At 64.4% G+C, this 20,671-nt stretch carries 24 protein-coding genes; 7 read left to right on the top strand and 17 right to left on the bottom strand.

Features of this window, described 5'->3' with window-relative positions; translation table 11 throughout:
* The first annotated feature begins 431 nt into the window (after nucleotides 1-431).
* Nucleotides 432-608 (top strand): hypothetical protein, encoded by a 177-nt coding sequence (locus ACVILL_RS15490; RefSeq protein ID WP_456729843.1) that lies wholly within the window; start codon nucleotides 432-434, stop codon nucleotides 606-608.
* Nucleotides 609-669: 61 nt separating this feature from the next.
* On the opposite strand, the gene ACVILL_RS15485 is transcribed toward ACVILL_RS15490, so the two are convergent.
* The 5 genes from ACVILL_RS15485 to ACVILL_RS15465 form a co-directional block, all read right to left on the bottom strand.
* The gene (locus ACVILL_RS15485) at nucleotides 670-1,440 is read right to left on the bottom strand and encodes an SDR family NAD(P)-dependent oxidoreductase (RefSeq protein WP_456729842.1); all 771 of its coding nucleotides are present in this window, start codon (nucleotides 1,438-1,440) and stop codon (nucleotides 670-672) included.
* Nucleotides 1,441-1,467: 27 nt separating this feature from the next.
* Nucleotides 1,468-3,132: a thiamine pyrophosphate-binding protein gene (locus tag ACVILL_RS15480; RefSeq protein ID WP_456729841.1), complete on the bottom strand. Its 1,665-nt coding sequence runs from the start codon at nucleotides 3,130-3,132 to the stop codon at nucleotides 1,468-1,470.
* A 253-nt stretch (nucleotides 3,133-3,385) separates the two neighbouring features.
* Nucleotides 3,386-3,775, bottom strand: coding sequence for a hypothetical protein (locus ACVILL_RS15475; protein ID WP_456729840.1), 390 nt, complete (start codon nucleotides 3,773-3,775; stop codon nucleotides 3,386-3,388).
* Between the two features lie 447 nt (nucleotides 3,776-4,222).
* Complete coding sequence (locus ACVILL_RS15470) at nucleotides 4,223-5,017, bottom strand: dienelactone hydrolase family protein (protein ID WP_456729839.1); 795 nt, start codon at nucleotides 5,015-5,017, stop codon at nucleotides 4,223-4,225.
* An 83-nt stretch (nucleotides 5,018-5,100) separates the two neighbouring features.
* The gene (locus ACVILL_RS15465; RefSeq protein ID WP_456729838.1) at nucleotides 5,101-6,099 is read right to left on the bottom strand and encodes a L,D-transpeptidase; all 999 of its coding nucleotides are present in this window, start codon (nucleotides 6,097-6,099) and stop codon (nucleotides 5,101-5,103) included.
* Nucleotides 6,100-6,288: 189 nt separating this feature from the next.
* Here ACVILL_RS15465 and ACVILL_RS15460 point away from each other — a divergent pair, with 189 nt between their 5' ends.
* The 3 genes from ACVILL_RS15460 to ACVILL_RS15450 all read left to right on the top strand — a co-directional run bounded on the left by ACVILL_RS15460 (nucleotide 6,289) and on the right by ACVILL_RS15450 (nucleotide 8,680).
* Complete coding sequence (locus ACVILL_RS15460) at nucleotides 6,289-7,275, top strand: lytic transglycosylase domain-containing protein (RefSeq protein WP_456729837.1); 987 nt, start codon at nucleotides 6,289-6,291, stop codon at nucleotides 7,273-7,275.
* Between the two features lie 135 nt (nucleotides 7,276-7,410).
* Nucleotides 7,411-8,028, top strand: a complete 618-nt coding sequence (locus ACVILL_RS15455; protein ID WP_456729836.1) for a Crp/Fnr family transcriptional regulator — start codon at nucleotides 7,411-7,413, stop codon at nucleotides 8,026-8,028.
* 382 nt (nucleotides 8,029-8,410) lie between these two features.
* Complete coding sequence (locus ACVILL_RS15450; RefSeq protein ID WP_456729835.1) at nucleotides 8,411-8,680, top strand: hypothetical protein; 270 nt, start codon at nucleotides 8,411-8,413, stop codon at nucleotides 8,678-8,680.
* On the opposite strand, the gene ACVILL_RS15445 is transcribed toward ACVILL_RS15450, so the two are convergent.
* From ACVILL_RS15445 to ACVILL_RS15395, 11 genes are all read right to left on the bottom strand, one after another.
* Nucleotides 8,677-9,726, bottom strand: coding sequence for a D-alanine--D-alanine ligase family protein (locus ACVILL_RS15445; RefSeq protein WP_456729834.1), 1,050 nt, complete (start codon nucleotides 9,724-9,726; stop codon nucleotides 8,677-8,679). The two genes, ACVILL_RS15450 and ACVILL_RS15445, sit on opposite strands and share 4 nt — an antisense overlap.
* Nucleotides 9,723-10,751, bottom strand: a complete 1,029-nt coding sequence (locus ACVILL_RS15440; protein WP_456729833.1) for a putative zinc-binding metallopeptidase — start codon at nucleotides 10,749-10,751, stop codon at nucleotides 9,723-9,725. Before ACVILL_RS15440 ends, ACVILL_RS15445 begins: the two co-directional genes overlap by 4 nt.
* A gap of 158 nt (nucleotides 10,752-10,909) precedes the next feature.
* The gene (locus ACVILL_RS15435) at nucleotides 10,910-11,287 is read right to left on the bottom strand and encodes a hypothetical protein (protein ID WP_456729832.1); all 378 of its coding nucleotides are present in this window, start codon (nucleotides 11,285-11,287) and stop codon (nucleotides 10,910-10,912) included.
* Nucleotides 11,288-11,353: 66 nt separating this feature from the next.
* Complete coding sequence (locus ACVILL_RS15430; RefSeq protein ID WP_456729831.1) at nucleotides 11,354-12,649, bottom strand: RNA polymerase sigma factor; 1,296 nt, start codon at nucleotides 12,647-12,649, stop codon at nucleotides 11,354-11,356.
* A 16-nt stretch (nucleotides 12,650-12,665) separates the two neighbouring features.
* Nucleotides 12,666-13,016 carry a YciI family protein gene (locus ACVILL_RS15425; RefSeq protein WP_076864135.1) on the bottom strand — a complete coding sequence of 117 codons (351 nt, stop codon included), beginning with the start codon at nucleotides 13,014-13,016 and terminating at the stop codon, nucleotides 12,666-12,668.
* Nucleotides 13,017-13,034: 18 nt separating this feature from the next.
* Nucleotides 13,035-13,289: a YciI family protein gene (locus ACVILL_RS15420; protein WP_456729830.1), complete on the bottom strand. Its 255-nt coding sequence runs from the start codon at nucleotides 13,287-13,289 to the stop codon at nucleotides 13,035-13,037.
* Nucleotides 13,290-13,857: 568 nt separating this feature from the next.
* Nucleotides 13,858-14,553: an AprI/Inh family metalloprotease inhibitor gene (locus tag ACVILL_RS15415; protein WP_456729829.1), complete on the bottom strand. Its 696-nt coding sequence runs from the start codon at nucleotides 14,551-14,553 to the stop codon at nucleotides 13,858-13,860.
* Nucleotides 14,553-15,536, bottom strand: coding sequence for a 2-hydroxyacid dehydrogenase (locus tag ACVILL_RS15410; RefSeq protein ID WP_456729828.1), 984 nt, complete (start codon nucleotides 15,534-15,536; stop codon nucleotides 14,553-14,555). Before ACVILL_RS15410 ends, ACVILL_RS15415 begins: the two co-directional genes overlap by 1 nt.
* Nucleotides 15,536-16,324: an ABC transporter permease gene (locus ACVILL_RS15405; protein WP_456729827.1), complete on the bottom strand. Its 789-nt coding sequence runs from the start codon at nucleotides 16,322-16,324 to the stop codon at nucleotides 15,536-15,538. The genes ACVILL_RS15410 and ACVILL_RS15405 overlap by 1 nt, the downstream gene beginning before the upstream one ends.
* The gene (locus ACVILL_RS15400; protein ID WP_456729826.1) at nucleotides 16,321-17,124 is read right to left on the bottom strand and encodes an ABC transporter ATP-binding protein; all 804 of its coding nucleotides are present in this window, start codon (nucleotides 17,122-17,124) and stop codon (nucleotides 16,321-16,323) included. The genes ACVILL_RS15405 and ACVILL_RS15400 overlap by 4 nt, the downstream gene beginning before the upstream one ends.
* Before the next feature lie 15 nt (nucleotides 17,125-17,139).
* Complete coding sequence (locus ACVILL_RS15395) at nucleotides 17,140-18,171, bottom strand: ABC transporter substrate-binding protein (RefSeq protein ID WP_456729825.1); 1,032 nt, start codon at nucleotides 18,169-18,171, stop codon at nucleotides 17,140-17,142.
* Nucleotides 18,172-18,334: 163 nt separating this feature from the next.
* Here ACVILL_RS15395 and ACVILL_RS15390 point away from each other — a divergent pair, with 163 nt between their 5' ends.
* Together ACVILL_RS15390 and ACVILL_RS15385 are read left to right on the top strand one after the other, a co-directional pair.
* Nucleotides 18,335-19,141: a creatininase family protein gene (locus ACVILL_RS15390; protein WP_456729824.1), complete on the top strand. Its 807-nt coding sequence runs from the start codon at nucleotides 18,335-18,337 to the stop codon at nucleotides 19,139-19,141.
* A gap of 149 nt (nucleotides 19,142-19,290) precedes the next feature.
* Nucleotides 19,291-19,554, top strand: coding sequence for a hypothetical protein (locus tag ACVILL_RS15385; RefSeq protein ID WP_456729823.1), 264 nt, complete (start codon nucleotides 19,291-19,293; stop codon nucleotides 19,552-19,554).
* A 133-nt stretch (nucleotides 19,555-19,687) separates the two neighbouring features.
* On the opposite strand, the gene ACVILL_RS15380 is transcribed toward ACVILL_RS15385, so the two are convergent.
* Entirely contained in the window at nucleotides 19,688-19,957 is a 270-nt protein-coding gene (locus tag ACVILL_RS15380; protein WP_456729822.1) for a metal-sensing transcriptional repressor, read from the bottom strand.
* A gap of 338 nt (nucleotides 19,958-20,295) precedes the next feature.
* On the opposite strand from ACVILL_RS15380, the gene ACVILL_RS15375 reads away from it, so the two are divergent.
* On the top strand, nucleotides 20,296-20,577 hold the full coding sequence (locus ACVILL_RS15375; RefSeq protein ID WP_456729821.1) for a hypothetical protein: 282 nt from the start codon (nucleotides 20,296-20,298) through the stop codon (nucleotides 20,575-20,577).
* Nucleotides 20,578-20,671 lie beyond the last annotated feature (94 nt).

Below are 20,671 nucleotides of genomic sequence, written 5' to 3'. Positions count from 1 at the left end.
ATCGCGACCGCGATCAGCGCGGCCGCCCAGACATATGGCACAGCATTCGGCTTCTTCATTTCCGAGATCATCCCCAAGCATCTCAGGAGCACTGACGAGTCTCTCGACCGTGGTCGTTACCGTCTCACCAGACACCTGTCCTTCACAACGCTACTAAGGTTAGACCTTGTCGGTTTCAGGACGTCTTCGCGCGATTCCGGAAATGATTTCGTCGGAACCGGGCTCTCTCATCCGAATTGATGAGACCGCGCGGGTCTCAGCGGCCTCAGCACGATACGAGGCAAATGACCGGAGAGAATTTCCTGCTCAAATTTGAGTCAGATGCACGGCAAACATTCCAAAACGTGTCCGCTGAATTCTTTTTGATTGTCCGCCGCACTGTGGTCGTGGCATGCCTGCGCCTGTGACAGTGTGATGACAAGGGTTTTCCCGTGACTGCCCAACCGGCCAAACCGCATGGCGGCTCCCGCCGCCGCTCCCAGGAAACGCAGGACGAGGTGGCGCGGTCGCTGGAACGGGAGCTGAAGTTCTTGGCGGAAGAGCGCCAGGAGCGCGCTCTCCGGTTCGGCCTCGACCTTGCGGGCAAGACGCCGAAGGTCGACCAGTAGGTCCGCTTCCGCGCCCCGATGCGCGGCTCCCGTCGCCTGCTCGTAGAAGCTCGTCAGAAGATCAGGCGGCGCTGTAGCCGCCGTCGACCACATGCGATGCGCCCGTCATGAAGGACGCCTTGTCCGAGCACATCCAGACCACGGCTTCGGCGATTTCCTCGGGTACGCCCAGGCGGCGGACGGGCACCTTGGCGATGATCTCGTCGTAGCGTTCGTCCATCGTCTCCTTGGTCATCGGCGTCTTGATGTATCCGGGATTGACGCAATTCACGCGGATGCCGTCCTGCGCATATTCGATCGCCGCAGACTTGGTCAGCCCGACGACACCGTGCTTGGTCGCGACATAGTGGCCGGACGTCGCGAGACCGACCAGCCCGGCGATCGAGGCCGTGTTGACGATCGCGCCGCCACCGCCCTGCTTGAGCATCTGCGCCACCTCGTATTTCAGGCACAGGAACACGCCCATCGGATTCACCGAAAACATCTTGGCCACGCTGGGCTGCGTAAGCTCATGAATGCGCTGGCCGGGCGGGCCGACGGAGCGCGCGGCCACGCCGGCATTGTTGAACGCGCAGTCGATGCGACCAAACGCCGAAACCGTGCGCGCCACCATGTTCGCGACATCCGCCTCGTCAGTGACGTCGCCCTGGATCGCGATCGACTGGCCGCCGGCAGCGTTGATCAGGGCAACCGTCTCTTCGATTCCATCCTTTGAGAGATCGGACACCGCCACGCGTGCGCCTTCGCGCGCCATGGCAATCGCCGTTGCCCGGCCGATGCCGGAGCCGCCGCCCGTCACCAACGCAGCCTTGCCGTCCAGAATGCCTGCCATGGAAAACTCCTCCGATCGGAACGGGCCCTAGCGCTTTCCTTCGATTGCGATCTCGACGAGGTATGGGCGACCGGCCGCAACAGCCTTTGCGACTGTCCCGGCGATATCGTCGGCCTTCTCGACCCGGACCGCCTCGACGCCCATGCCGGCAGCGAGATGCACGAAATCGAGCGCGGGGCCGGTGATATCCATGTTCTGATAGGGATGCTGGGTGCCGGCTTCGAAATTCTGGCGCCAGACGTCCACATTGTGCTTGAGGATGCGGTACTCGCGGTTCGCGAGCACCACGAACACGATCGCCAGCTTGTGATGCGCGGCGGTCCACAGCGCCTGGATCGCATACATCGCCGAGCCGTCGCCCGAGATCGCGACAACCGGACGATCCGGCATCGCGACCTTGACGCCGATCGCGCCGGCGAGACCCTGGCCGATACCGCCGCCGCGACCGCCGAAATAATCGCCGAAGCCGCGATAGTCGAAGGCGCGCGCGAGATCGAGGCTCGCCGTGATGCTTTCATCGACGATCACGGCATCATCGGGCAGGCCGCGACGAAGCTCCGCGGTGACGCGCGGCATCGAGCTCGGCTCTCGGTTCCAGCTTTTCTCGACGCGCGCCCGATAGGCTTCGTTCTCCTTCGTCTGCAATTCGGAAAGCCGGGCATTGCGGCCTTGCGCAGCCTGCCTGAACTCCGCACTTGCCTTTGCGCGCAGCGCGTCCGTCAACGCACTGAGGCTGACGGCGATGTCGCCGACGATGCCGGCATCGAGCCGGTTGTTGAACGCAAGACGCTCGGCCGACGCTTCGATCTGGAGCAAGGATGCGCCGTCAGGAATGTGGCCGCCGGGCGCAAACCAGATGTCCTCGAAGAACGGACCGCCGATCAGCAGCACGAGATCGGTATCGCCGAGAGCCTTCCGCACCTGCCTTGCGTCGCCCGGCAGCGACTGCCGATAGCTCGGGTGGCTGGTCGGGAACGGCGCGTGATGCCGCAGCCCTTCGAACCACACGGTGGCACCGATCGCTTCCGTCAGCGCCACCAGCGCCTGCTCGCCGCCCGATCGCGCCACGTCGTCGCCGGCGATGATCGCCGGATTTTTCGACTTCAGAAGCAGCGCGGCCAGCGCGTCGATGCCTGCGGGATCGGGGCGTGTCGAGCGCCACAGATTGTCCGGGGTCGAGGCATCGACCGCGGTCTCCTGCTCCAGGACGTCGATCGGCAGCGACACGAACACCGGCCCCTGCGGCGCATCGGTCGCCACCTTGAACGCGCGCCGCATGATCGGTGCGATCTCGTCGGCGCGCTCGATCTGCACGCTCCACTTCGTCACGGGTGCCGCCATTGCAACGAGGTCATGGCCGAGCAGCGGATTGTTGAGCCGCATCCGCGTATCCTGCTGGCCGGCCGTCACGACCACGGGCGAACTTGCCTTCAGCGCGCCGTAGAGCGAACCGATGCCGTTGCCGAGGCCGGGCGCGACGTGCAAATTGGCGACGGTGACGCGTCCCGACGCCTGCGCGTAGAAGCTGGCGGCGCTGACCGCGACACCTTCATGCAGCGCCATGATGTATTCGAGTTGCGGAAAGGCCGGCAGGCTATCGAGCAGCGGCGTTTCGGTCGTGCCCGGATTGCCGAAGATATGACGCACGCCGTGCGACACGAACGATTCCATCAACACACGACGCCCGCGCATTCGCTCCCTCTTGATCGGCTTTCGATCCGTTTTGTGTATCATCGGCCGGGGAGCGGCCGATGGCAACCATGCGAGACGGCCAGCGTCCGCGCGGCCGGCTGCGTCCTCCGCATGGCTTGATGACGCAACTCGGAGCGCAACGTGGGTCGCGCACACCCTGGTCCTAGGTGGCGTTGAGCGCATCCAGAACGAATTGAATGGTATCAGGCCGAGGAGTGCTCTTTCCCGCGAACCAGCTCTTCAACCAGCCGTCCTATCCCAGCATCGGTGGGACTCCCGGAACCCGGAAGTACGGCGCCTCCCAGAACGACACCAGCTGGCTGCCTTGCTCCGAAACCAGTCTGAGTTCGAGCGTGCTGTTTGCGAAGATCGTCTTGTCGATTTCGCGATGCGACGGCGCGTAGCGGTCCGACAGCAGTCGCAAATGAGGTTCGGCGATCTGCGGTATGGTCAACCGAAGATCGTCGCGCCGCTCGATCTTCGTGAGTTTCAGGTACGGATTCGGTTCTCTCGGATCTCGCCTGCGGACGGCGCGCTCATCCTTGCCGGCCTCGACGCACGGCGCACTATCCGCACGCTCGATGCTGTACCAGTCGTCGCCGATCACGCCATACGCCTTCTCGAACAGGCCGAGCGCGACCATCGTCTATTGGGACGGACCCATCTCCTCCCGATGTGGTGAGGAAGACCCGCGGCTTGTTTTCGCGCGTAATCATCACACGCGGCCAGGAAGCGACCTCGGCCGCACGCGCCGGCGGCGCCAGGACTCTCCCATTGACATAGGCGTAAAGGTAGCTCGCGAGCGGAAGCGCGGCGATGGCGGCAAGCACGAGCGCTTGCGCGCGCCGGCCGTCGCGTTTGGCAACCATCGCGGCCCAGCCGAAGCCAATCATAAAGCCATAAAGCGGAAGCTGGCTTAGAAGAACGATCGTGAATATCAGAGCCACCGGCTTCGGCACCTGTCTCGGGGACAAACAGAATGCTCGACCCTAGCCGGAAGTGCTTGCCGATCCGGTAACCGATTGCTTCAAGTTTCCGGGCGAAAGGCCTGGTAAACCCCAAAGGGCCACCTTGTGGGTGGCCCTTTTGCTCATTTCTTCAGGTCGGCGGCAAAAAACTTGGCAGCCTCGGCCTTGGATTCCTGGTCGGCCTTGGCGTCGTATCTGATCGGGATGTTGAACTTCTTGCCGAGCTCGGTGGCTTCGGGGTTCGTGAACGCGTGCACGGCGCCGGGATATTCGATGATGCGATAATTGACCTTCGCTGCGTCGAAATCCTTCTTCAGCGCGTCGTATTGCTCGCGCTTCACGAACGGATCGTCGGCGCCGTTCATGATCAGCACCTTCGCCTTGACGGTGCCCGGCGCCGGTGCGGGTGTGTTGAGACCAAGGGAAGCATGGAAGCCGGCAACCGCAGCGAGATCGGCGCCGGCGCGCGCCATGTTCAGCACGACCGCGCCGCCGAAGCAGTAGCCGACCGCACCGATCCGCTGCGGATCGACCGAGGCCTGTTTGGCGAGTTGCTCCCGCGCGGCGTTGAAGCGCTGCTCCATCACCTTCGGGTCCTTCATCACCGAGGACGACAGCGAGCCTGCGTCCTTCGGATTGTCGGCGGTCCTGGCGTCGCCATACATGTCGGCGATGAGGACCGTGTAGCCCTGCTGCGCGAAATTCCGCGCCTCGTTGTGGATGTGCTTGGTGATGCCCCACCATTCATGCACCATCACGATCCCGGGGTGCTTGGCTGCGGTCGCATCGTCGTACACGACGAAGCCCTTCATCGTGGCCTCGCCGTCCGAATAGGTGACCGGCTCTTCCCGGATCGCGGCGTTTGCGCTCGTGACCATTGCGATGGCGCAAAGTGCTCCCGCTATACTCGTTCGCATGGCTGACCTCCTTTGAATTACGCAATGATGTTGGCATACCAGACGTTCCTGCGCCAGACTCGTGCGTGCTTACGGGTATCGCATTATCGCGAGCTTTCCACGAAGGTCACCGGCGTCCCCTTCATGACGCCGGCGGCAACATGTCCGGCGTCCCAGTTCGTCAGCCGGACGCAGCCGTGCGACGCCGCCTTGGAGATCTTGCCGGGATCAGGCGTGCCGTGAATGCCATAGCCTTCGGCCGAGAGATTGATCCAGATCGAGCCGACCGGATTGTTCGGGCCCGGCCTGATCGTGAACGGCCTCCTCGATCGGATGCCCTTGAACCTGTATTTCGGATTGTAACGATAGGTCGGGTTCTTGTTGATCGCCGTCACCTTCAGCGTGCCGCTCGGCGTCGGCTTGTCCGTGCTGCCGACCGTTGCCGGATAGAACCCAATGAGCTTGCCCGCGGCGTCGAACGCGCTGAGCGTCTGCCGCGTCTTGTCGACCTCGACGCGCGCAACCGGCGCCGGGCTGCCGGCATCGAGCACGTGCGCAACCGCAATGGTCTCGCCGGCTCTGTCGAACTTCCGTCCGGGATTGAGCGCCTGTAGCAACGCCTCGCTCATGTGGAATTTCTCGGCGAGCGCCTCGCGCGGACTGGTGTAGTTCAAGGCGGGCAGGCGCTTCATGCTCTCCATTTTCGCGGGGATCTTCTTCGCGAACGGGCCCTTCACGTCGGCATCGACGATCGTGTAGTCGACGATCACGGCCCCTTCGCTCGCGCCGGCAAGCCTGCTCCAGAGATCTGCCGTCACGGTCTTGTCGAAGGACAATCCGTTCGCCGCGGCAAACGCCGCCAGCGCCTTTTGCGCGTTCTCGCCAAGCTTGCCGTCGATCTCGCCGGGGGAGAAATGCGCGCGATCGAGCAGAATCTCGAGCCTGGCAATCGAGGCATTGACCTGATCACGGCCCGGCCGTTTCGCCGGCGGCGCGGCCGCGTTGTTGATCGAAGCGGCGTCGAGACCGGCTGCCATCGCAGGCGCGGCCGGCAGAAGCAAGAAAACAACGGCAAAACTCGCAAAGGAAAAATGTCGGAACATCGTGCATCCCAACGTGATCTCATTCCGTAAAGTTACGGAAAACCGCGAGGTTCCAACGCAAATAGCGGCCGAGTTCTGCTGCGGAACAGCAGAGATCGCAGCTTCGCCGCAATCGACCCGCTAAAAAGTCGTTATCCGAAGCGCATTTGCGCAGCTCGCTCACATCACAATTCAGGTCACTGGAAGCAAATGCGATTTGTCATCGCGGCGCTTGCCGCGTTTCTTGTCTTGATGCTCGACTTCGATCGTTCGCCAGGCTCGATCAACGCCTCGACAATCCAAGCACCCACGATTTCCCACGACTCGACATCCGACGCCGTGTCGTTCGCCGCCCGCTTCATCGAAAGCGCCGACGCCAGCGAAGCGTCCAATGCGACGGCGAAAGATGAAACGCCCGCGCCCGCGGAGCCGAACGATGCTGCGGCCGAGCCACAGCTATCCGCGATCGATAAATTCTGTCGAGCCTTGAAGGACGCAGCCCAGGCGAGCGAAATCCCCGTCGCGTTCTTTGCGCGCCTGATCTGGCAGGAAAGCCGCTTTCGCGCCGACGAAGTCAGCCAAGCCGGCGCCAAGGGCGTTGCGCAGTTCATGCCCGAGACCGCCGCCGAAGTCGGCCTCGACGATCCCTTCGATCCGCTCAAGGCGTTGCCCGCCTCCGCGAAACTGCTGCGCAAGCTGCGCGACGATTTCGGTAATCTCGGCCTTGCGGCTGCCGCCTACAACGCCGGCAGCGGCCGCATCCAGAAATGGCTCTCCAGGCAGAGCGAGTTGCCGAGCGAGACGCGCGATTATGTCCGGATCATCACCGGCACCAAGGCGGAAGACTGGATCGCGAACGTCGACACGCTCGCCATTCGGATCGACCTGCCGAGCGAGGCGCCGTGCGAAGGCGTAGGCGGGCTCTCGAAGTCGAAGGATGTTGCCTTCGTCTCGGCGTTGTCGGCGTCCGCCGTGACCACGATCATCCGCAAGGCCGAGGCCGCGCAAGAGGCGGCAAGGGTGGTCGCCGGCCGCACGCGCAAGCGGCTCGCACTGCTGCTGAGGAAGAGCTCGCCGGGTGCGGCCCGGCTCGGCAAGGGGCGCGCAACCACCGTCGCGGCCAAGGTCGCGGCCAAGGCGAAATCGGCAAAGGGCCGCGCCGTTCACGTGGCCTCGCGCGCGCGTTCGTCGAGCTGAGGCCGCGTCAGGATGCGTGCTCCGCCTTAAGCGCGGGCCGGCGACATTTCCGTTCAGCAAAATGCGACCGCTGGTGTATGCTGCCGATCGTTTTCGGATCGTTTGCTTGCAATTCATTTTCCAGTGGGCGCTGTCATGACATTCATTGATAGCTTGGGTTACCTGGCGTCGGCCCTTGTGTTGCTGACCTTCTGCATGAGCACGATGTTGAGCCTGCGCTCAGTCGCCATATGCAGCAATCTGGCGTTCATCGGCTACGGGCTGGGTGCGCGGATCTATCCGGTACTCACCCTGCACGTCATCCTGCTCCCGTTGAACGTGTTGCTGCTGTTCCAGATGGTCCGGCTGCTGCGCAAGGCCAGGCTCGCTGCATCGACCGATCTTTCACCGAATTGGCTGCAACCGTTCATGCGGCCGAAACATGTCAAGGCGGGAGAAACCATCTTCAGGAAAGGCGACGCGGCCGACCTGCTGTACATGGTCGTATCGGGCGAGGTCAGGTTTCCCGAGATCGATCGCGGAGTATCGGCGGGCGAGCTGTTCGGAGAGATCGGGCTGTTTTCACTCGAGCGCCGCCGCACGCAAACGGCGCTCGCGGCGACCGATGTGGACCTGCTGTGGATCAGCGACAGCACACTGAGGAAGCTGTGCGAGCGCAATCCCGGACTGTCGCTGTATTTCCTGCGACTGACGGCGACCCGGATGACGGAAAACGCCGCCCGCGCAATCGAGGTTGCCGCAGCCTCGCGCTGAAGGGTCCAACCGGACGTCAACTGCGGGAAATGCGTCGCTTGCCGGCGCTACGGCGCGGACGAAACCGCAAGGCTCGGCAGCGGCGCAAACTGCATCTCTGCGACAGCCGAGCCGGCATACGCACTGGCGATCAGGATCATAACGCGAATGGCGACGAACATGGTGCCTCCTGAGCTTTTTGTGTTGGCCCATCATTGGCAGAGACTCCTTGCCTGCCGGTGAGGAAAGCTGGTTGCCGCAACCTTGAAGGCCTTGGTAAGCGAGCCGTTTACGGAAGCCCATTCACGAGTCGGGAACCGTATCGGCCGATCGAGCGGAACTCTAAACGCGCGGTTCACCGTCGCCGGGCATTGTTCGCCTCAATCAAGAAGGCGCAAACACAATGCCGGTTTTCAGGACGATCCTTGTTGCCGTATCGATTTTTCTTGCTGTTCTGTACGTCTACGATGCCTGCCGCAGCGACGGCCTGCTCGTGACGGTTTCGGTAAACGAGATCTTTGCGCGGCGGTGGCCGGAACCGGATGCGTTTCATCCGGCGACGGCTCCCGCGTCCGCGCCCACCGCCGACGCGACGCCGGCGGCGCGCGTTAGGGAAACGTTTGCGATGTTCCTTCCCGACGGGCGGCGCCGCGCGATGCAGCGCAGCCTCTAGCGGCTTCCGATCAGCCGAGCGACACGCCGGCCTTGGCGCGGCTGATGCCGAGCGTCACGATCCGATGCAGCAGATCCGGGTAATCCAATCCGTCGTGCCCGCGCGGCGGTCGCGAACTCCTGGCTCTTGGCGATTTCAGGATTCGGATTGGCTTCAATGAAATACGGAACGCCATTGGTCGACAGGCGGAAGTCGATGCGCGCGTAGCCATCGAGCCCGAGCGTCCGGTAGATGCGCTTCGCCAGTCGTTGAATATGGGCGGATAGCTCCGGCGTAAGATCCTCGGCCGGGCCGTCAGCAATTCCGACGCGCTCCTGATAGCTGGTATCGTGCTTGACCTTCTCGGTCGCGATCTGTCGCGCAGTGGGTCCGCCCATGCTGCCGAATTTCAATTCCCAGACCGGCAGGACCCGCAGCCTGTTGTTGCCGAGCACGCCGACGTAGAGCTCGCGTCCCTCGATGAACTGCTCGGCGATCGCGGCCGTTCCGATCCGGTCATGGATGAAGGCGACGCGCTCCACGAGCTTCTCGTCGGTGTCGACGATCGATGCCTGCGAGATGCCGAGCGATCCATCGGAGCTCAGGCTCTTGACGATCAGCGGCAGCGCGAGACGCGGCGGCCGTTTGACCTTGCGGCGCATCGGGAATACGGCGAAGGCCGGCACCGGAATGCGGCGATGGTGCACCAGCGTCTTCGACAGGTCCTTGCCGCGCGCCAGGATCAGGCCGCGCGGGTTGCAGCCGGTATAGGGGATCTTCATCAGCTCGAGATAACTCGCGATGTGCTGGTCGTAGACGACCTCGTAGTGAAACTCCTCCAGCAGCGTGAACACGACGTGCGGCTTGAAGCCCTCGATCTCATCGCGCACCGGCTTGATTTCCTCCTGCACGCCGAGCGGGCGAACCTCGTGACCGGCCGCGCGCAGCGTACTCACGACGTCATATTCCGTCTTCCACTCGTTGATTTCTCGCGCGCTGTATCCGTCGGTCGTCTCGGGCGGCACACAGTCCGGGTGCATCAGCACCAGAATGCGAAGGTGTTTCATAGCGCGATCCATTTCCGGCGCGACGGGCCGAACAGCGCGTGCATGGTCTTGGCGGTGAGCAGGATGGTGAAGTTGGTCACCAGCTTCTGCTCGGGGCCGACGGCACGCAGATTGAGCTCGCGGCAACGCGAGATCATGTTGTCAAGCACGGCATCGAGCGTCAATTGATTCTCGCCGGTCCAGCGCGCGACCAGTTCCCTGATCTGGGCGCGGTGCCGCCTGATGAAGGAGGCAGCCGGCGGATGCCGGTGATGCCGCGGATCCGCGGAGAACAGCTTGGACAGATCGCGGTCGTAGGTCTTCGGCGGCGTGAAGGCGTAGAACGCCTGCTTCTTCTTGTAGTGCTCGCCGAGCGTTTGCTTGAGCTTGTAGAGCGGATCGACGCGCTCGCGCGTCGTGAGCGGCGGTCGCTTGCCGGCGATCTCGCCCATCAGCTCGTCGACATATTCGAGCTTCCGCAGCGCCGGCCAGCCGGCATAGCGCGTCCGCCAGTTCGAGCGCGGCCGCAGCCACACCGCGAAGGTCTCGGCGAAATCCTCGTCCGGATGGCTTTGCGCATACCAGAGCCGGAGGTGCTGGACGTAGTTGCGGCTGGCCGGGTTCGGCCGGTAGTAGCGCGGATAGTGCTTCGACGACGGACCGAACAACTGCTGCCAGCGGCGGCGGCGTTGCAGCTGGTAGCCGTGCTGCACGGCGTGGCCCGCCTCGTGGCGCAGAATGGCCATGCACTCCGACCAGGTGCCGCCCTCGACATCGAGCATCATCTTCTTCTCGAGCTTCATCAGACGGGGATGGGCGAGATAGAACGGGATCGCGATGCCGGGCACGTCGGCCGGGCTGAACCATTCGCTCGAGATCCAGGCATGCGGCCGCAGCCTGATGCCGCGCTCCTCGAGCTCCTCGTTGAGCGTGCCGACGCAATCGGCGAGCCAGGTGCCCTCCAGCGTGACCTTCAGACTGCTGAGACGTTGCTCGAGCAACTCGTCATCCGACAGCTCTTCCCAGTCAAATTTCCGGCGCGGCATAGGCATCCAAATTCAGAAAGCAAATCGGAATCGGGATGGTGTCATAGGTTGCCGCCGGCAACAACCGCCGGGCCGGCGGGTCCGGCTCGTGCCTTTGGGCCGCCCCTGGCCAGTCCGCGCTTCCGCGGCCTGCGCCGGAAGCCTCTGGGGTTTGGAGCCTAGGGCCTGACCCAGCGCTGCACGGCAGCGGCGGTGTCGGCCGGGTTGGTGTTGAAACAGATGGCGGCGCCGGGGGCGAGCCGGTGCACCAGATTGAGAACCGTCTCGAACAGCAAGAGCCGCTCTGGTGGCTCGCGCAGCCCGGCTCCGATCACGACGCAATCATGGCGGCGCGCATTCAGGGCAGCCGCCGCCACCGCTTCCGCGGTATCGCCGGTATCGATCAGGCAGCTCTCAACGTCATAGCCGAGGGTGCGCAGGCCCTCGATCTGCGCGTCGATATAGCTGCGCACGAGCTCGGGTGTGAACTGCGGGACGACGGAGAAATCGACGAAGGTTGGGTCGAGGCCGATCGCCAGCACGGATGGTTTCGTCATGGCAGCTCCCAGTTCGGTACATCTTGCGCGAGCCTGCCAGAGGTTTGAGTCGAAATCGCGGAGCTGTCAGTGACGGCCCTGTTCCTCTGCGGCGCGTGCAGCGGCGGCGCGCCGCTTGAGGAGCTCGCGCTCGCGGGCGTTGCCGGCCAATGCGGCGGCGGCTTCGAACGCGGCGCGCGCCTCGGCGAAGCGGCTCAGCCGGTGCAGCAGATCGCCGCGCACGCTCGGCAGCAGATGATAGGATTTCAGTGCCGGCTCGTCCGCGAGACCGTCGACGATCGCAAGCGCCGCCTGCGGTCCCTCGGCCATGCCGATCGCAACCGCGCGGTTGAGTGCGATCACGGGCGAATCCAGGAGCGCGGCGAGATCACCGTAGAGCGCGGCGATGCGGCGCCAGTCGGTCGCCTCGGGCGTATCCGCCTCGGCATGGCAGGCGGCGATCGCTGCCTGCAAAGCATAGAAGCCGCCGGCGCCGCCGAGCTCGCGGGCACGCGCCAGCGCCAGCTGCCCACGACGGATCTGCAGGCGGTCCCACAGCGCGCGGTTCTGCTCCATCAGCAGGATCGGCTCGCCGGCCGCATCGGTTCGCGCCATCATTCGCGAGGCGTTGAATTCCATCAGTGCCAGCAGCCCGTGCGCCTCCGGCTCCGATGGAGCGATCGAGCTCAGCACGCGGCCCATCCGCAGCGCCTCGTTGCAGAGCTGCGGGCGCAGCCATTCGCCGCCGCTCGCCGCGGTATAGCCCTCGTTGAAAATGAGGTAGACGACCTCGAGCACGGAGGCGAGCCGCTCGGACAGCTCTGCGCCGCGCGGCGTCTCGTAGGCGAGGCCTGAGTCCGACAGCGTGCGCTTGGCGCGCACGATGCGCTGGGCGATGGTCGCCTCCGCCTGCAGGAAGGCGCGCGCGATCTCCTCGGTGGTGAGGCCGCAGATCATCCGCAGCGCCAGCGCGGCGCGAGCTTCGCGCGACAGGCGCGGATGACAGGCGATGAAGATCAGCCGCAGCAATTCGTCGCCGATATCGTCGTCGAGCGCGGCATCGAAATCGGGCATGGTCTCCTGCTCCCGCGCCAGATCATGCGCAAGCATGCCGTGCCGCTGATTGAGCATGCGATTGCGCCTGATATGATCGAGCGCCCGGCGCTTGGCCGTCGCCATCAGCCAGGCGCCCGGCTTTTCCGGCACACCGTCAGTCGGCCAATGCTCGAGCGCTGCGAGCAGCGCTTCCTGGGTCAGATCCTCGGCGAGCGGCACGTCGCGCAGCATCCGCGACAGGCTGGTGATCAGCCGCGGCTGCTCGATGCGCCAGACGCCGAGGATGGTGCGCTTGACGTCGTCCTCCGTCACGCCGGCCACCGGCATGCGCGCGAGGCGATCGTCAGCACGCCATGAAGGGACGAACCTCGCATGACAATTCCCAATCCGGCATGTGGTCGAGATGAAGCTGCATGAACTCGACGGCGCGCGCCACGGCTTCCTCCTTGTCCTTCAGCTCGAACACGGCATAGCCGCCGACCACCTCCTTGGCCTCCATGAACGGACCGTCGGTGACGGTGAGCTTGCCGTCCTTGATTTTCACCTCGGCGCCCGCCGTGCGCGGCAGCAGCGCGCCGGTGTCGAGCATGCGGCCGGCCGCGATTTCGCGTTCGGCGAGCTTGCTGATCGCCTCCCGCAAGGGCGGATTCGGCAGCATCGGCTTTTCGGCCACCAGGACATACATGAAACGCATCGCTTGTTCTCCCCTCGCTCACTCGGGACACTGGCCGGCAAAGCCGGCAAAGGCGCGGACCTCGCAGGTGCCTTCCCAGCCCGGCATATGATCCTTGTGCAGCTGCATGAACTCGACCGCGAGGGCGATCGCCTCCTCCTTGCTGTGCAGTTCCGAAATCGCGTAACCGCCGATCACCTCCTTGGCCTCGACGAACGGCCCATCGACGACGCTGAGCTCGCCGCCAATCAGGCGGATCTGGGCGCCGGTGCTGAGCGGCATCAGGCCCGGCATTGTCGATCATGCGGCCGGCCTTGATCTCGCGGTCGGCGAGCTTGTGCATGGCCTCCAGCAGTTCCGGGGTCGGCTGCCGGGGCGCCTGGGACGAGAGGACGATCGACATGAAACGCATGAAATGCTCCTGTTTCCGGCGAGTTGCGGGATGATCGCAGTGAAAATCGGCTCGCTATGGGAGACGACGATCCAGGGCGGGCCAGATCGACATGGGGGCGGGAATTATTTTCGGGGTAGACGACAGAACAGGGCAAACTGCGGACGCATCGGCGGCGCCTCCCTTCGCCCGCTTGCGACCGCCGCAGATGCGCGGGGCCAAAATATCGAAAACAACCCCATGCAAAGGAGCCGGCGGCTGCGGGCCGCCCGACACCGCAACTTGACACGTCGGGCAACTCAGGGGCATATTTCTAATATTCGGAAATCACGCGAGTTCGCATGCGGGGGCGGTGCTATTCGCCAACCCCTACGGCTCCCGCCGGGGCTGTAGCCCGGGTGAGCGAAGCGATACCCGGGACCGACTGACCCCGCATGTCGCTTTCGCTCATGCGGGCTTCTGGAGGCAGCCCTACTGCTCCCGCAGCATGATCAGCGGGTCGGCGCTGTCGGGGACGCGGCGCCACTGGGCGTTGTCGTCGGCCTCGAACTGCCAGGTCTCGCCCTTGGGCGACATCAGGATCATCTGGCCATGGTCGAGCCGCCACAGCGTCGGGTTGAAGGCCGCGACTGTGGGATCGCATTTGCCCTTCAGAAACACCTGGAAATTGTCATTGCCGGCGTCGGTGTTGGTCAGCACCAGGGCGCAGATCGCCTGGCCGTTGCCGCGGACCATCGACCAGTCGCCGATCATCTGGTCCATCGACTTGGCGAGCGAGCGCGCGGCGGCGAGATTTTGCAGGATGTAGACGCCCTCGTTGGTGCGCATCCCTTCGAAGATGCCGGTCTCGACCTCGGTAAAATCGATCACCGCCTCGCCGGCCGCGTTGTGCAGCCGCACGATGTCGCCGAGGCCCTTGATGCTCCAGCCCGTGATGTCCTTGGTGAAGGGCAGCGCGGCGGCGCAGGCCGGCTCGAGCTCGAGCCTGAAGCCCTGTGGCGCCGCATCGCTCTTCAGCGTCACGACGCAGGTCTTGCTGCGCTCGGTGGTGGCGAGCTCCCACTGCCCGATCATGTCCCTCTTCAACGTCGTGACATCCTGCGCGGCCGCCGGACCGCACGCGGCCAGCAGCACAGGCAGCACGACGCCGAAGCGGGACAATGCCATCAGCGATCCTTCACCGGCGTCTCCGGAACCGGCGTCAGCGGCGGCTTGCCGGCGAACCAGTTCTTGATGTTGTCGACCACGAGCTGGTCCATCGCATTGCGCGTCACCACCGAGGCCGAGCCGATATGCGGCAGCAGCACGACGTTCTGCATCGCCTTCAGCTCGTCCGGCACGTTCGGCTCGGCGGCGAACACGTCGAGGCCGGCCGCCAGGATGGTGCCGGATTTCAGCGCCGCGACCAGCGCCGGCTCGTCGACCACCGAGCCGCGCGCGACATTGATCAGCACGCCGCGCGGGCCGAGCGCCTTCAGCACGTCGGCATTGATCATCTTCGCGGTCGAGGCACCGCCCGGCACGATGACGATCAGGGTGTCGACCGCCTTCGCCATCTCGAGCAGATCGGGATAATGCTTGTATGAAACGTCCTTCGACGGATTGCGCGAGTGATACGACACCGGCACCCGCGACGCCTCCAGGCGACGGCCGATCGCCTGGCCGATCCGGCCCATGCCAACGATGCCGATCTTGCGGTCACGCAAGGAGCCAACGCTGAGCGGATAGTTCTGGGTCTGCCACAGGCCGGAGCGCACATAGCGGTCGGCCTTGACGAATTCGCGCAACGTCGAGATCAACAGCCCCATCGCGACGTCGGCGACCTCCTCGGTCAGCACGTCGGGCGTGTTGGTGACCACGATATTGTGATCTCGCGCATAGGCGGAATCGACGTGGTCGTAGCCGACGCCGAAGCTGCCGACGATTTCCAGCTTGGGAAACTGCGCCATCGCGGTCTTGTCGGTCGCCATCGTGTGATAGGTGACGGCGATGCCGCGGATCTTGGCCATCGTGTCCGGCGTCAGCCGCTCGAGGTCGCCGCGGCTCTCGGCCTTGTGCAGCACGTATTGGTCGGGAAAGCCGTTTTCGAGGATTGGCCGGATCGGTCCATAGATCAGGAGATCGATCTTTTCGGAAGAAATCGGGGCCATCAACTTTCCTTTCCTAACGCGCTTTCATGCCAGCGCCGCAACAAGAGGTGCGAAACTAGCGCCAGCAACCCATAGATGACAATCCCGGCCAGCGATAGCAGCAGAAGTGCTGCAAACATGCGGGGAATATTCAGCCGGTAGCCAGATTCAGCGATCCGGAACGCGAGTCCCGAGCCGGCGCCGGCGCTGCCAGCCGCGATCTCGGCGACCACGGCGCCGATCAGCGACAGCCCGCCGGCGATGCGCAGGCCGCCGAGGATATAGGGCAGCGCCGCCGGCAGCTTCAGGAAAAGCAGCGTCTGCAGCCTGGACGCGCCATAAAGTTGAAACAATCCGGCGAGGTTGCGATCGACCGAGTTGAGGCCGAGCGTGGTGTTCGACAGCACCGGGAAGAACGCCACGATCCAGGCGCAGACGACGACAGCGGTCTGCTGCTGCAGATAGATCAAGAGCAGCGGCGCGATCGCGATGACGGGCGTGACCTGCAGCACCACGGCGTAGGGAAACAGCGAATACTCCAGCCATTTCGACTGGTTGAACAGCAGCGCCAGCACGACGCCGCCGACCGCCGCGGCAACGAAGCCTTCGAGCGTGGTCAGCAGCGTGACGCCGAGCGATTGCGACAGAATTGGCCAGTCGGCGACCAGCGTCTTCAGCACCAATAGCGGGCTCGGCAGCACATAGGGCTGGATGCCGTAGGCGCGAACGATCGCTTCCCAGAGCAACAGGCCCGCGGCAAACACCGCGACAGGAAGCAGGAAGCGAACGAGGTCTTGCGGAGACTTCATGCGCCCGCCTGCCCTGCATAAGACGGCGCCAGCGCACCGGAGACCTCGCGGCAGAACGCGGCATATTCGGCCGAGGTGCGGAACGCCTCGCCGCGCGGTTCCGGCGAGCTGATGCGAAACTCCGTGCCGATCCGGCCGGGGCGTGCCGTCATCACGATCACGCGCTCGGAGAGATAGACCGATTCGAACACCGAGTGCGTCACGAAGATGACGGTCTTGTGCAGGTTGCGCCACAGCGCCAGCAGATCGTTGTTGAGGCGAAAGCGCGTGATCTCGTCGAGCGCCGCGAACGGTTCGTCCATCAAGAGGATATCCGGATCGGTGACCAGCGCGCGCGCCAGCGACACCCGCATCTTCATGCCGCCGGACAATTCGCGCGGATAGGCGGAGGCGAACTCCGCAAGCCCGACCTGATCGAGCGCTGCATCGATGCGCGCGTCGGCACCAGCCGCCGGCGCGCGGGCGAGCTTCAGCGGCAGGCGGACATTGTCGCGCACCGTGGCCCATGGCATCAGGGTCGGCTCCTGAAACACGAAGCCGATCGGATGGCTGCCGCGCTGCTCCGCGCCATGATGCGAGAGCTCGACGGTGCCGCCGCTCGGTGTGGCAAGGCCCGCAATAATTCGCAGCGCAGTGGATTTGCCGCAACCGGAGGGCCCGAGCAGCGAGACGAACTCGCCGCGCCGCACATCGAGGTCGAACGGGCCCAGTGCCGTCACGCCACTGTCATAGATCTTGCTGACGCCGCGCAGGCGCACGGCCGGCCCGGCATCAGATCCAGACAACGGAGATTCCGCCATCGCGCGTTCCGGCCGTCAGTTCTTCGGCCGGAGCTCGACGCCGACCGCCTTGTTGACGAAGCGCAGCGTGTAGCCCTGGCGATAATCGATGGTGCTCTTGACCACGCCGGCGCGCACCATCTTGTCGAAGAAACTCGCCATCCGCTCGTCGGTCATGGCGCCGATGCCGTTCTTGATGGAATCGCCGGAATCGACGATGCCGTGCTCGCGCATCTTGGCGACGCAATAGGCCAGCAGTTCGTCATTCATGTCGGGGTTGAGCTTCTTGATCATCGCGTTGCCAGCCGAATTGTCGCCGTAGACGTAATGGTACCAGCCCACGATCGAGGCATCGACGAAGCGCTGCACCAGGTCGGGCTTCTTGTCGACCAGGTCGCGGCGGGTCTCGATCAAGGTCGAGTAGGAGTTGAAGCCGTAATCGGCGAGCAGCAGCACATTCGGCTTGAAGCCGGCGGCCTTCTCGACTGCAAAGGGCTCTGACGTGACGTAGCCCTGCATCGCGGTCTGCTTGTTCACGATGAAGGGCTGCGGGTTGAAGGTGTAGGGCTTCACCTTGTTCTCGTCGAAGCCGTATTCGGACTTCAGCCACTGGAAGTAGCTGGTGATGCCCTCCTTCGAGATCAGCAGCGTCAGCGGCTTCAGATCCTCGATCTTGCTGACCTTGGCCTCGGGATGGGTCAGGAAGACCTGCGGGTCCTTCTGGAACATGGCGGCGACGGCGACCAGCGGCACGTTGTTGGTGACGGCGTCGAAGGTCTGCAGCGAGTTCGCGCTCATGAAGAAATCGAGCTTGCCCGCGATCAGCAGCATGCGGTTGTTCTCGTTGGGACCGCCGGGCACGATGGTGACGTCGAGGCCGTATTTCTTGTAGGTGCCGTCGGCCAGCGCCTGGAAGAACCCGCCATGCTCGCCCTCGGCGACCCAGTTGGTGCCGAACGAGACCTTGTCCAGCGTCTGTGCCCGCGCCGGGTTGAGGCCTGCGGAAACGCTGAGGGTGGCGGCCAGCAGGGCTGTGGTTAACGCTCGCGGCAAAAAGGCCCGGATCATGGTTGGACTCCGTCTGATATTATGGCCCATGATGGAAGGCCAGGGCGCGGATCACGCCCCGGGAATGAGGACCGCGCCCGGAGACGCGAACACCTCACTGATGTTAAACAAACTAGCCTGCAAATCCATCCAATGAAACGCTTGTATTGAAACGACCGGCTTGATGACCTCTCAGCTTCCGCCCCGTGACTGGACCGCCATCCACTGGCCCGATATCGCCAAGGGCACGACCGCGCGCTGGATCGCGGTGCTGCCGCTGGCCGCGACCGAGCAGCATGGGCCGCATCTGCCTGTTGGAACCGACGTCATGATCGGCGAGGCCTATCTGGCGCGGGTGCGCGAGCTGCTGCCCGCTTCCTCCCCGGTGACCTTCCTGCCCTTGCAGCCGGTCGGCATCTCAACCGAGCACATCGATTTTCCGGGCACGCTGACCCTGCCGACCAACGTGGCGCTGAAAAGCTGGATGGCGCTCGGCGAGAGCGTGGCGCGCGCCGGGGTCCAAAAGCTCGTGATCGTGACCAGCCATGGCGGCAATTCGGCCGCGATGCAGCTCGTCGCGCAGGACCTGCGTGCGCAACGAAACATGCTGGTGGTGACCACGGGCTGGTCGCGCTTCGGCACGTCCGACGGGCTGTTCGATGCCGACGAATTGCGCCACGGCATCCATGGCGGCGCAGTCGAGACCTCGATCATGCTGGCGAAGTATCCGCAAACCGTGCGCAAGGATGCGATCGCGGACTTCAAGCCCGCGAGCGTGCAGATCGAGAAGGATCATCGCGTTCTGTCGACGCAGCGGCCGGCGCCGTTCGCCTGGCAGGCGCAGGACCTCAATCCGAGCGGTGCGATCGGCGATGCGACCAAGGCCTCGGCCGAGAAGGGCGAGAAGCTGATCGAGCATGGCGCCCGCGCGTTCTGCGAGCTGCTGGCCGACGTCGAAAAATTCGACCCGAGCGTATTTCGCGGCAACTGACCGGCGATTCCTTCGTCGCGCGAGAGACCGACGAAACAATTCACGAAACCATATTTCGGGCACGGTCTTCGAACCGGAACCGGAAAGCCTCTGTCCAACGGGGCATGCGGACCACACCGGCGCCGCGCTCACACAGGATGGAGTCCTCCGTGTCGATCAAGACCAAATTCGCCGCCCTCGCCCTCACCGCGCTCGCCGTGACCGGCACCATCGCGTCCACCACCTCGCAGGCCGAAGCCAGGCCGTATGGCTGGGGCTGGGGCGTCGGTGCGGGGCTCGTCGGCGCCGCCATCGTCGGCAGCGCGATCGCGGCCAATGACGGCTACTACTACAACGGCTATCGGCGCTGCGTCTGGGTGCGCCAGTTCGACGCCTACGGCAACTATATCGGCCGCGTGCGCTCCTGCTACTGATCGACGGGTTTCTCCAAAGGCTGCGGATCCTGCGTTCGGCACGGGTCCTCATCCACCCCGTGTCGCAACCGACCCGTCCGGTGATCCCCCCGGACGGGTCACCGCTTGCGAGCTTGCGGCATGCTGACGCGGCTCACAGATACTTCGCGATCAGCCGGAAGTCGCGCAGCACGGCGCGGCCCTTCGCGCCCGAGGCCTTCAGCGTCTCCTCCAGGCTGTGGCCGATGTGATCGTGGATCAGTGCCTTCTTGGCGCTCTCGATCGCGCTCTCCACCGCCTGCAATTGCTGGGCGATCTGCGCGCAGGGCCGGCCCTGCTCGATCATCTCGACGATGGTCTCGAGATGGCCGTTGGCGCGCTTCAGGCGCCGGACGATCGCAGCGTGCGGGTGGTCGTCGGACATGCGGTTCTCCTATCCTCCTGGGAGGATAGTCAGGATCCTCCCAGGAGGATAGCGGTTTCGGCTTGACATGCGTTTGTGCCGGGCGTAGTGCGCGATGATCGGAACATTCGTTCCGTTGCGGGGTTTGATCCCCGGACACCAATCGTTCCACGAGCCAGCACAGAAGGCACATGGGCAGTAGCAACTCAGGCGACAGTAGACCGGCAGTGCCGGGACTGGTGACGCCGCAACATAGCAAGACTATCGCGCAGACTGCCTGCGTGGATGGGTGGTCGCGCCTCGCGTAACCGCCTGCTCCTCACCGGCCTGCCGCGCGACAGCGGAAGTGGAGGTGAGCGATGTTCGAAAAGCTCGCAAAATTCCGATCGTCCGAGCCGCGGCGCATGGTGCCGCCGGCTGTTCATTCCAATGACAATTTGCCGGGCTTTCGCCGCCTGGCGGATCGCCGGCGTCCAACCCTGGCCTGTCATTGGGTCCTGATCGATGGCCGGCTGGAGTGCCGCTGGATCGTCGACGACACCGGCGGCGATCTCGATCGTCAGCGGCGCGCGGGCCGGCACTTTGGCCCGCGCGCACGAGCCATGCGTGGCAGTGCGGCGAAGCCGCGGCTCTGCGCTTAGGAGGCCGACATGGACGAAGGACCTAGTTGCCCCGTTGCGCGGCTGTCAGGCGCAGCAACGGGATCCTTGAACTGCATCACATCTGGAAGTGCCG

This window comes from Bradyrhizobium sp. USDA 3364, from assembly GCF_054056355.1.
Note: the sequence above shows the minus strand (reverse complement) of the source record. Positions and strands in the feature narration are given on the sequence as shown.

Bases quoted from the DNA above. Each gene is read 5' to 3' on its own strand.
- ACVILL_RS15450 (WP_456729835.1), top strand. From the start codon at position 8,411: ATGCCGGTTTTCAGGACGATCCTTGTTGCCGTATCGATTTTTCTTGCT.
- ACVILL_RS15445 (WP_456729834.1), bottom strand. From the start codon at position 9,726: ATGAAACACCTTCGCATTCTGGTGCTGATGCACCCGGACTGTGTGCCG.
- ACVILL_RS15395 (WP_456729825.1), bottom strand. From the start codon at position 18,171: ATGATCCGGGCCTTTTTGCCGCGAGCGTTAACCACAGCCCTGCTGGCC.
- ACVILL_RS15405 (WP_456729827.1), bottom strand. From the start codon at position 16,324: ATGAAGTCTCCGCAAGACCTCGTTCGCTTCCTGCTTCCTGTCGCGGTG.
- ACVILL_RS15465 (WP_456729838.1), bottom strand. From the start codon at position 6,099: ATGTTCCGACATTTTTCCTTTGCGAGTTTTGCCGTTGTTTTCTTGCTT.
- ACVILL_RS15390 (WP_456729824.1), top strand. From the start codon at position 18,335: ATGACCTCTCAGCTTCCGCCCCGTGACTGGACCGCCATCCACTGGCCC.
- ACVILL_RS15410 (WP_456729828.1), bottom strand. From the start codon at position 15,536: ATGGCCCCGATTTCTTCCGAAAAGATCGATCTCCTGATCTATGGACCG.
- ACVILL_RS15485 (WP_456729842.1), bottom strand. From the start codon at position 1,440: ATGGCAGGCATTCTGGACGGCAAGGCTGCGTTGGTGACGGGCGGCGGC.
- ACVILL_RS15435 (WP_456729832.1), bottom strand. From the start codon at position 11,287: ATGACGAAACCATCCGTGCTGGCGATCGGCCTCGACCCAACCTTCGTC.
- ACVILL_RS15480 (WP_456729841.1), bottom strand. From the start codon at position 3,132: ATGCGCGGGCGTCGTGTGTTGATGGAATCGTTCGTGTCGCACGGCGTG.
- ACVILL_RS15420 (WP_456729830.1), bottom strand. From the start codon at position 13,289: ATGCCGGGCCTGATGCCGCTCAGCACCGGCGCCCAGATCCGCCTGATT.
- ACVILL_RS15470 (WP_456729839.1), bottom strand. From the start codon at position 5,017: ATGCGAACGAGTATAGCGGGAGCACTTTGCGCCATCGCAATGGTCACG.
- ACVILL_RS15475 (WP_456729840.1), bottom strand. From the start codon at position 3,775: ATGGTCGCGCTCGGCCTGTTCGAGAAGGCGTATGGCGTGATCGGCGAC.
- ACVILL_RS15430 (WP_456729831.1), bottom strand. From the start codon at position 12,649: ATGCCGGTGGCCGGCGTGACGGAGGACGACGTCAAGCGCACCATCCTC.
- ACVILL_RS15380 (WP_456729822.1), bottom strand. From the start codon at position 19,957: ATGTCCGACGACCACCCGCACGCTGCGATCGTCCGGCGCCTGAAGCGC.
- ACVILL_RS15375 (WP_456729821.1), top strand. From the start codon at position 20,296: ATGTTCGAAAAGCTCGCAAAATTCCGATCGTCCGAGCCGCGGCGCATG.
- ACVILL_RS15415 (WP_456729829.1), bottom strand. From the start codon at position 14,553: ATGGCATTGTCCCGCTTCGGCGTCGTGCTGCCTGTGCTGCTGGCCGCG.
- ACVILL_RS15425 (WP_076864135.1), bottom strand. From the start codon at position 13,016: ATGCGTTTCATGTATGTCCTGGTGGCCGAAAAGCCGATGCTGCCGAAT.
- ACVILL_RS15400 (WP_456729826.1), bottom strand. From the start codon at position 17,124: ATGGCGGAATCTCCGTTGTCTGGATCTGATGCCGGGCCGGCCGTGCGC.
- ACVILL_RS15455 (WP_456729836.1), top strand. From the start codon at position 7,411: ATGACATTCATTGATAGCTTGGGTTACCTGGCGTCGGCCCTTGTGTTG.
- ACVILL_RS15460 (WP_456729837.1), top strand. From the start codon at position 6,289: ATGCGATTTGTCATCGCGGCGCTTGCCGCGTTTCTTGTCTTGATGCTC.
- ACVILL_RS15440 (WP_456729833.1), bottom strand. From the start codon at position 10,751: ATGCCGCGCCGGAAATTTGACTGGGAAGAGCTGTCGGATGACGAGTTG.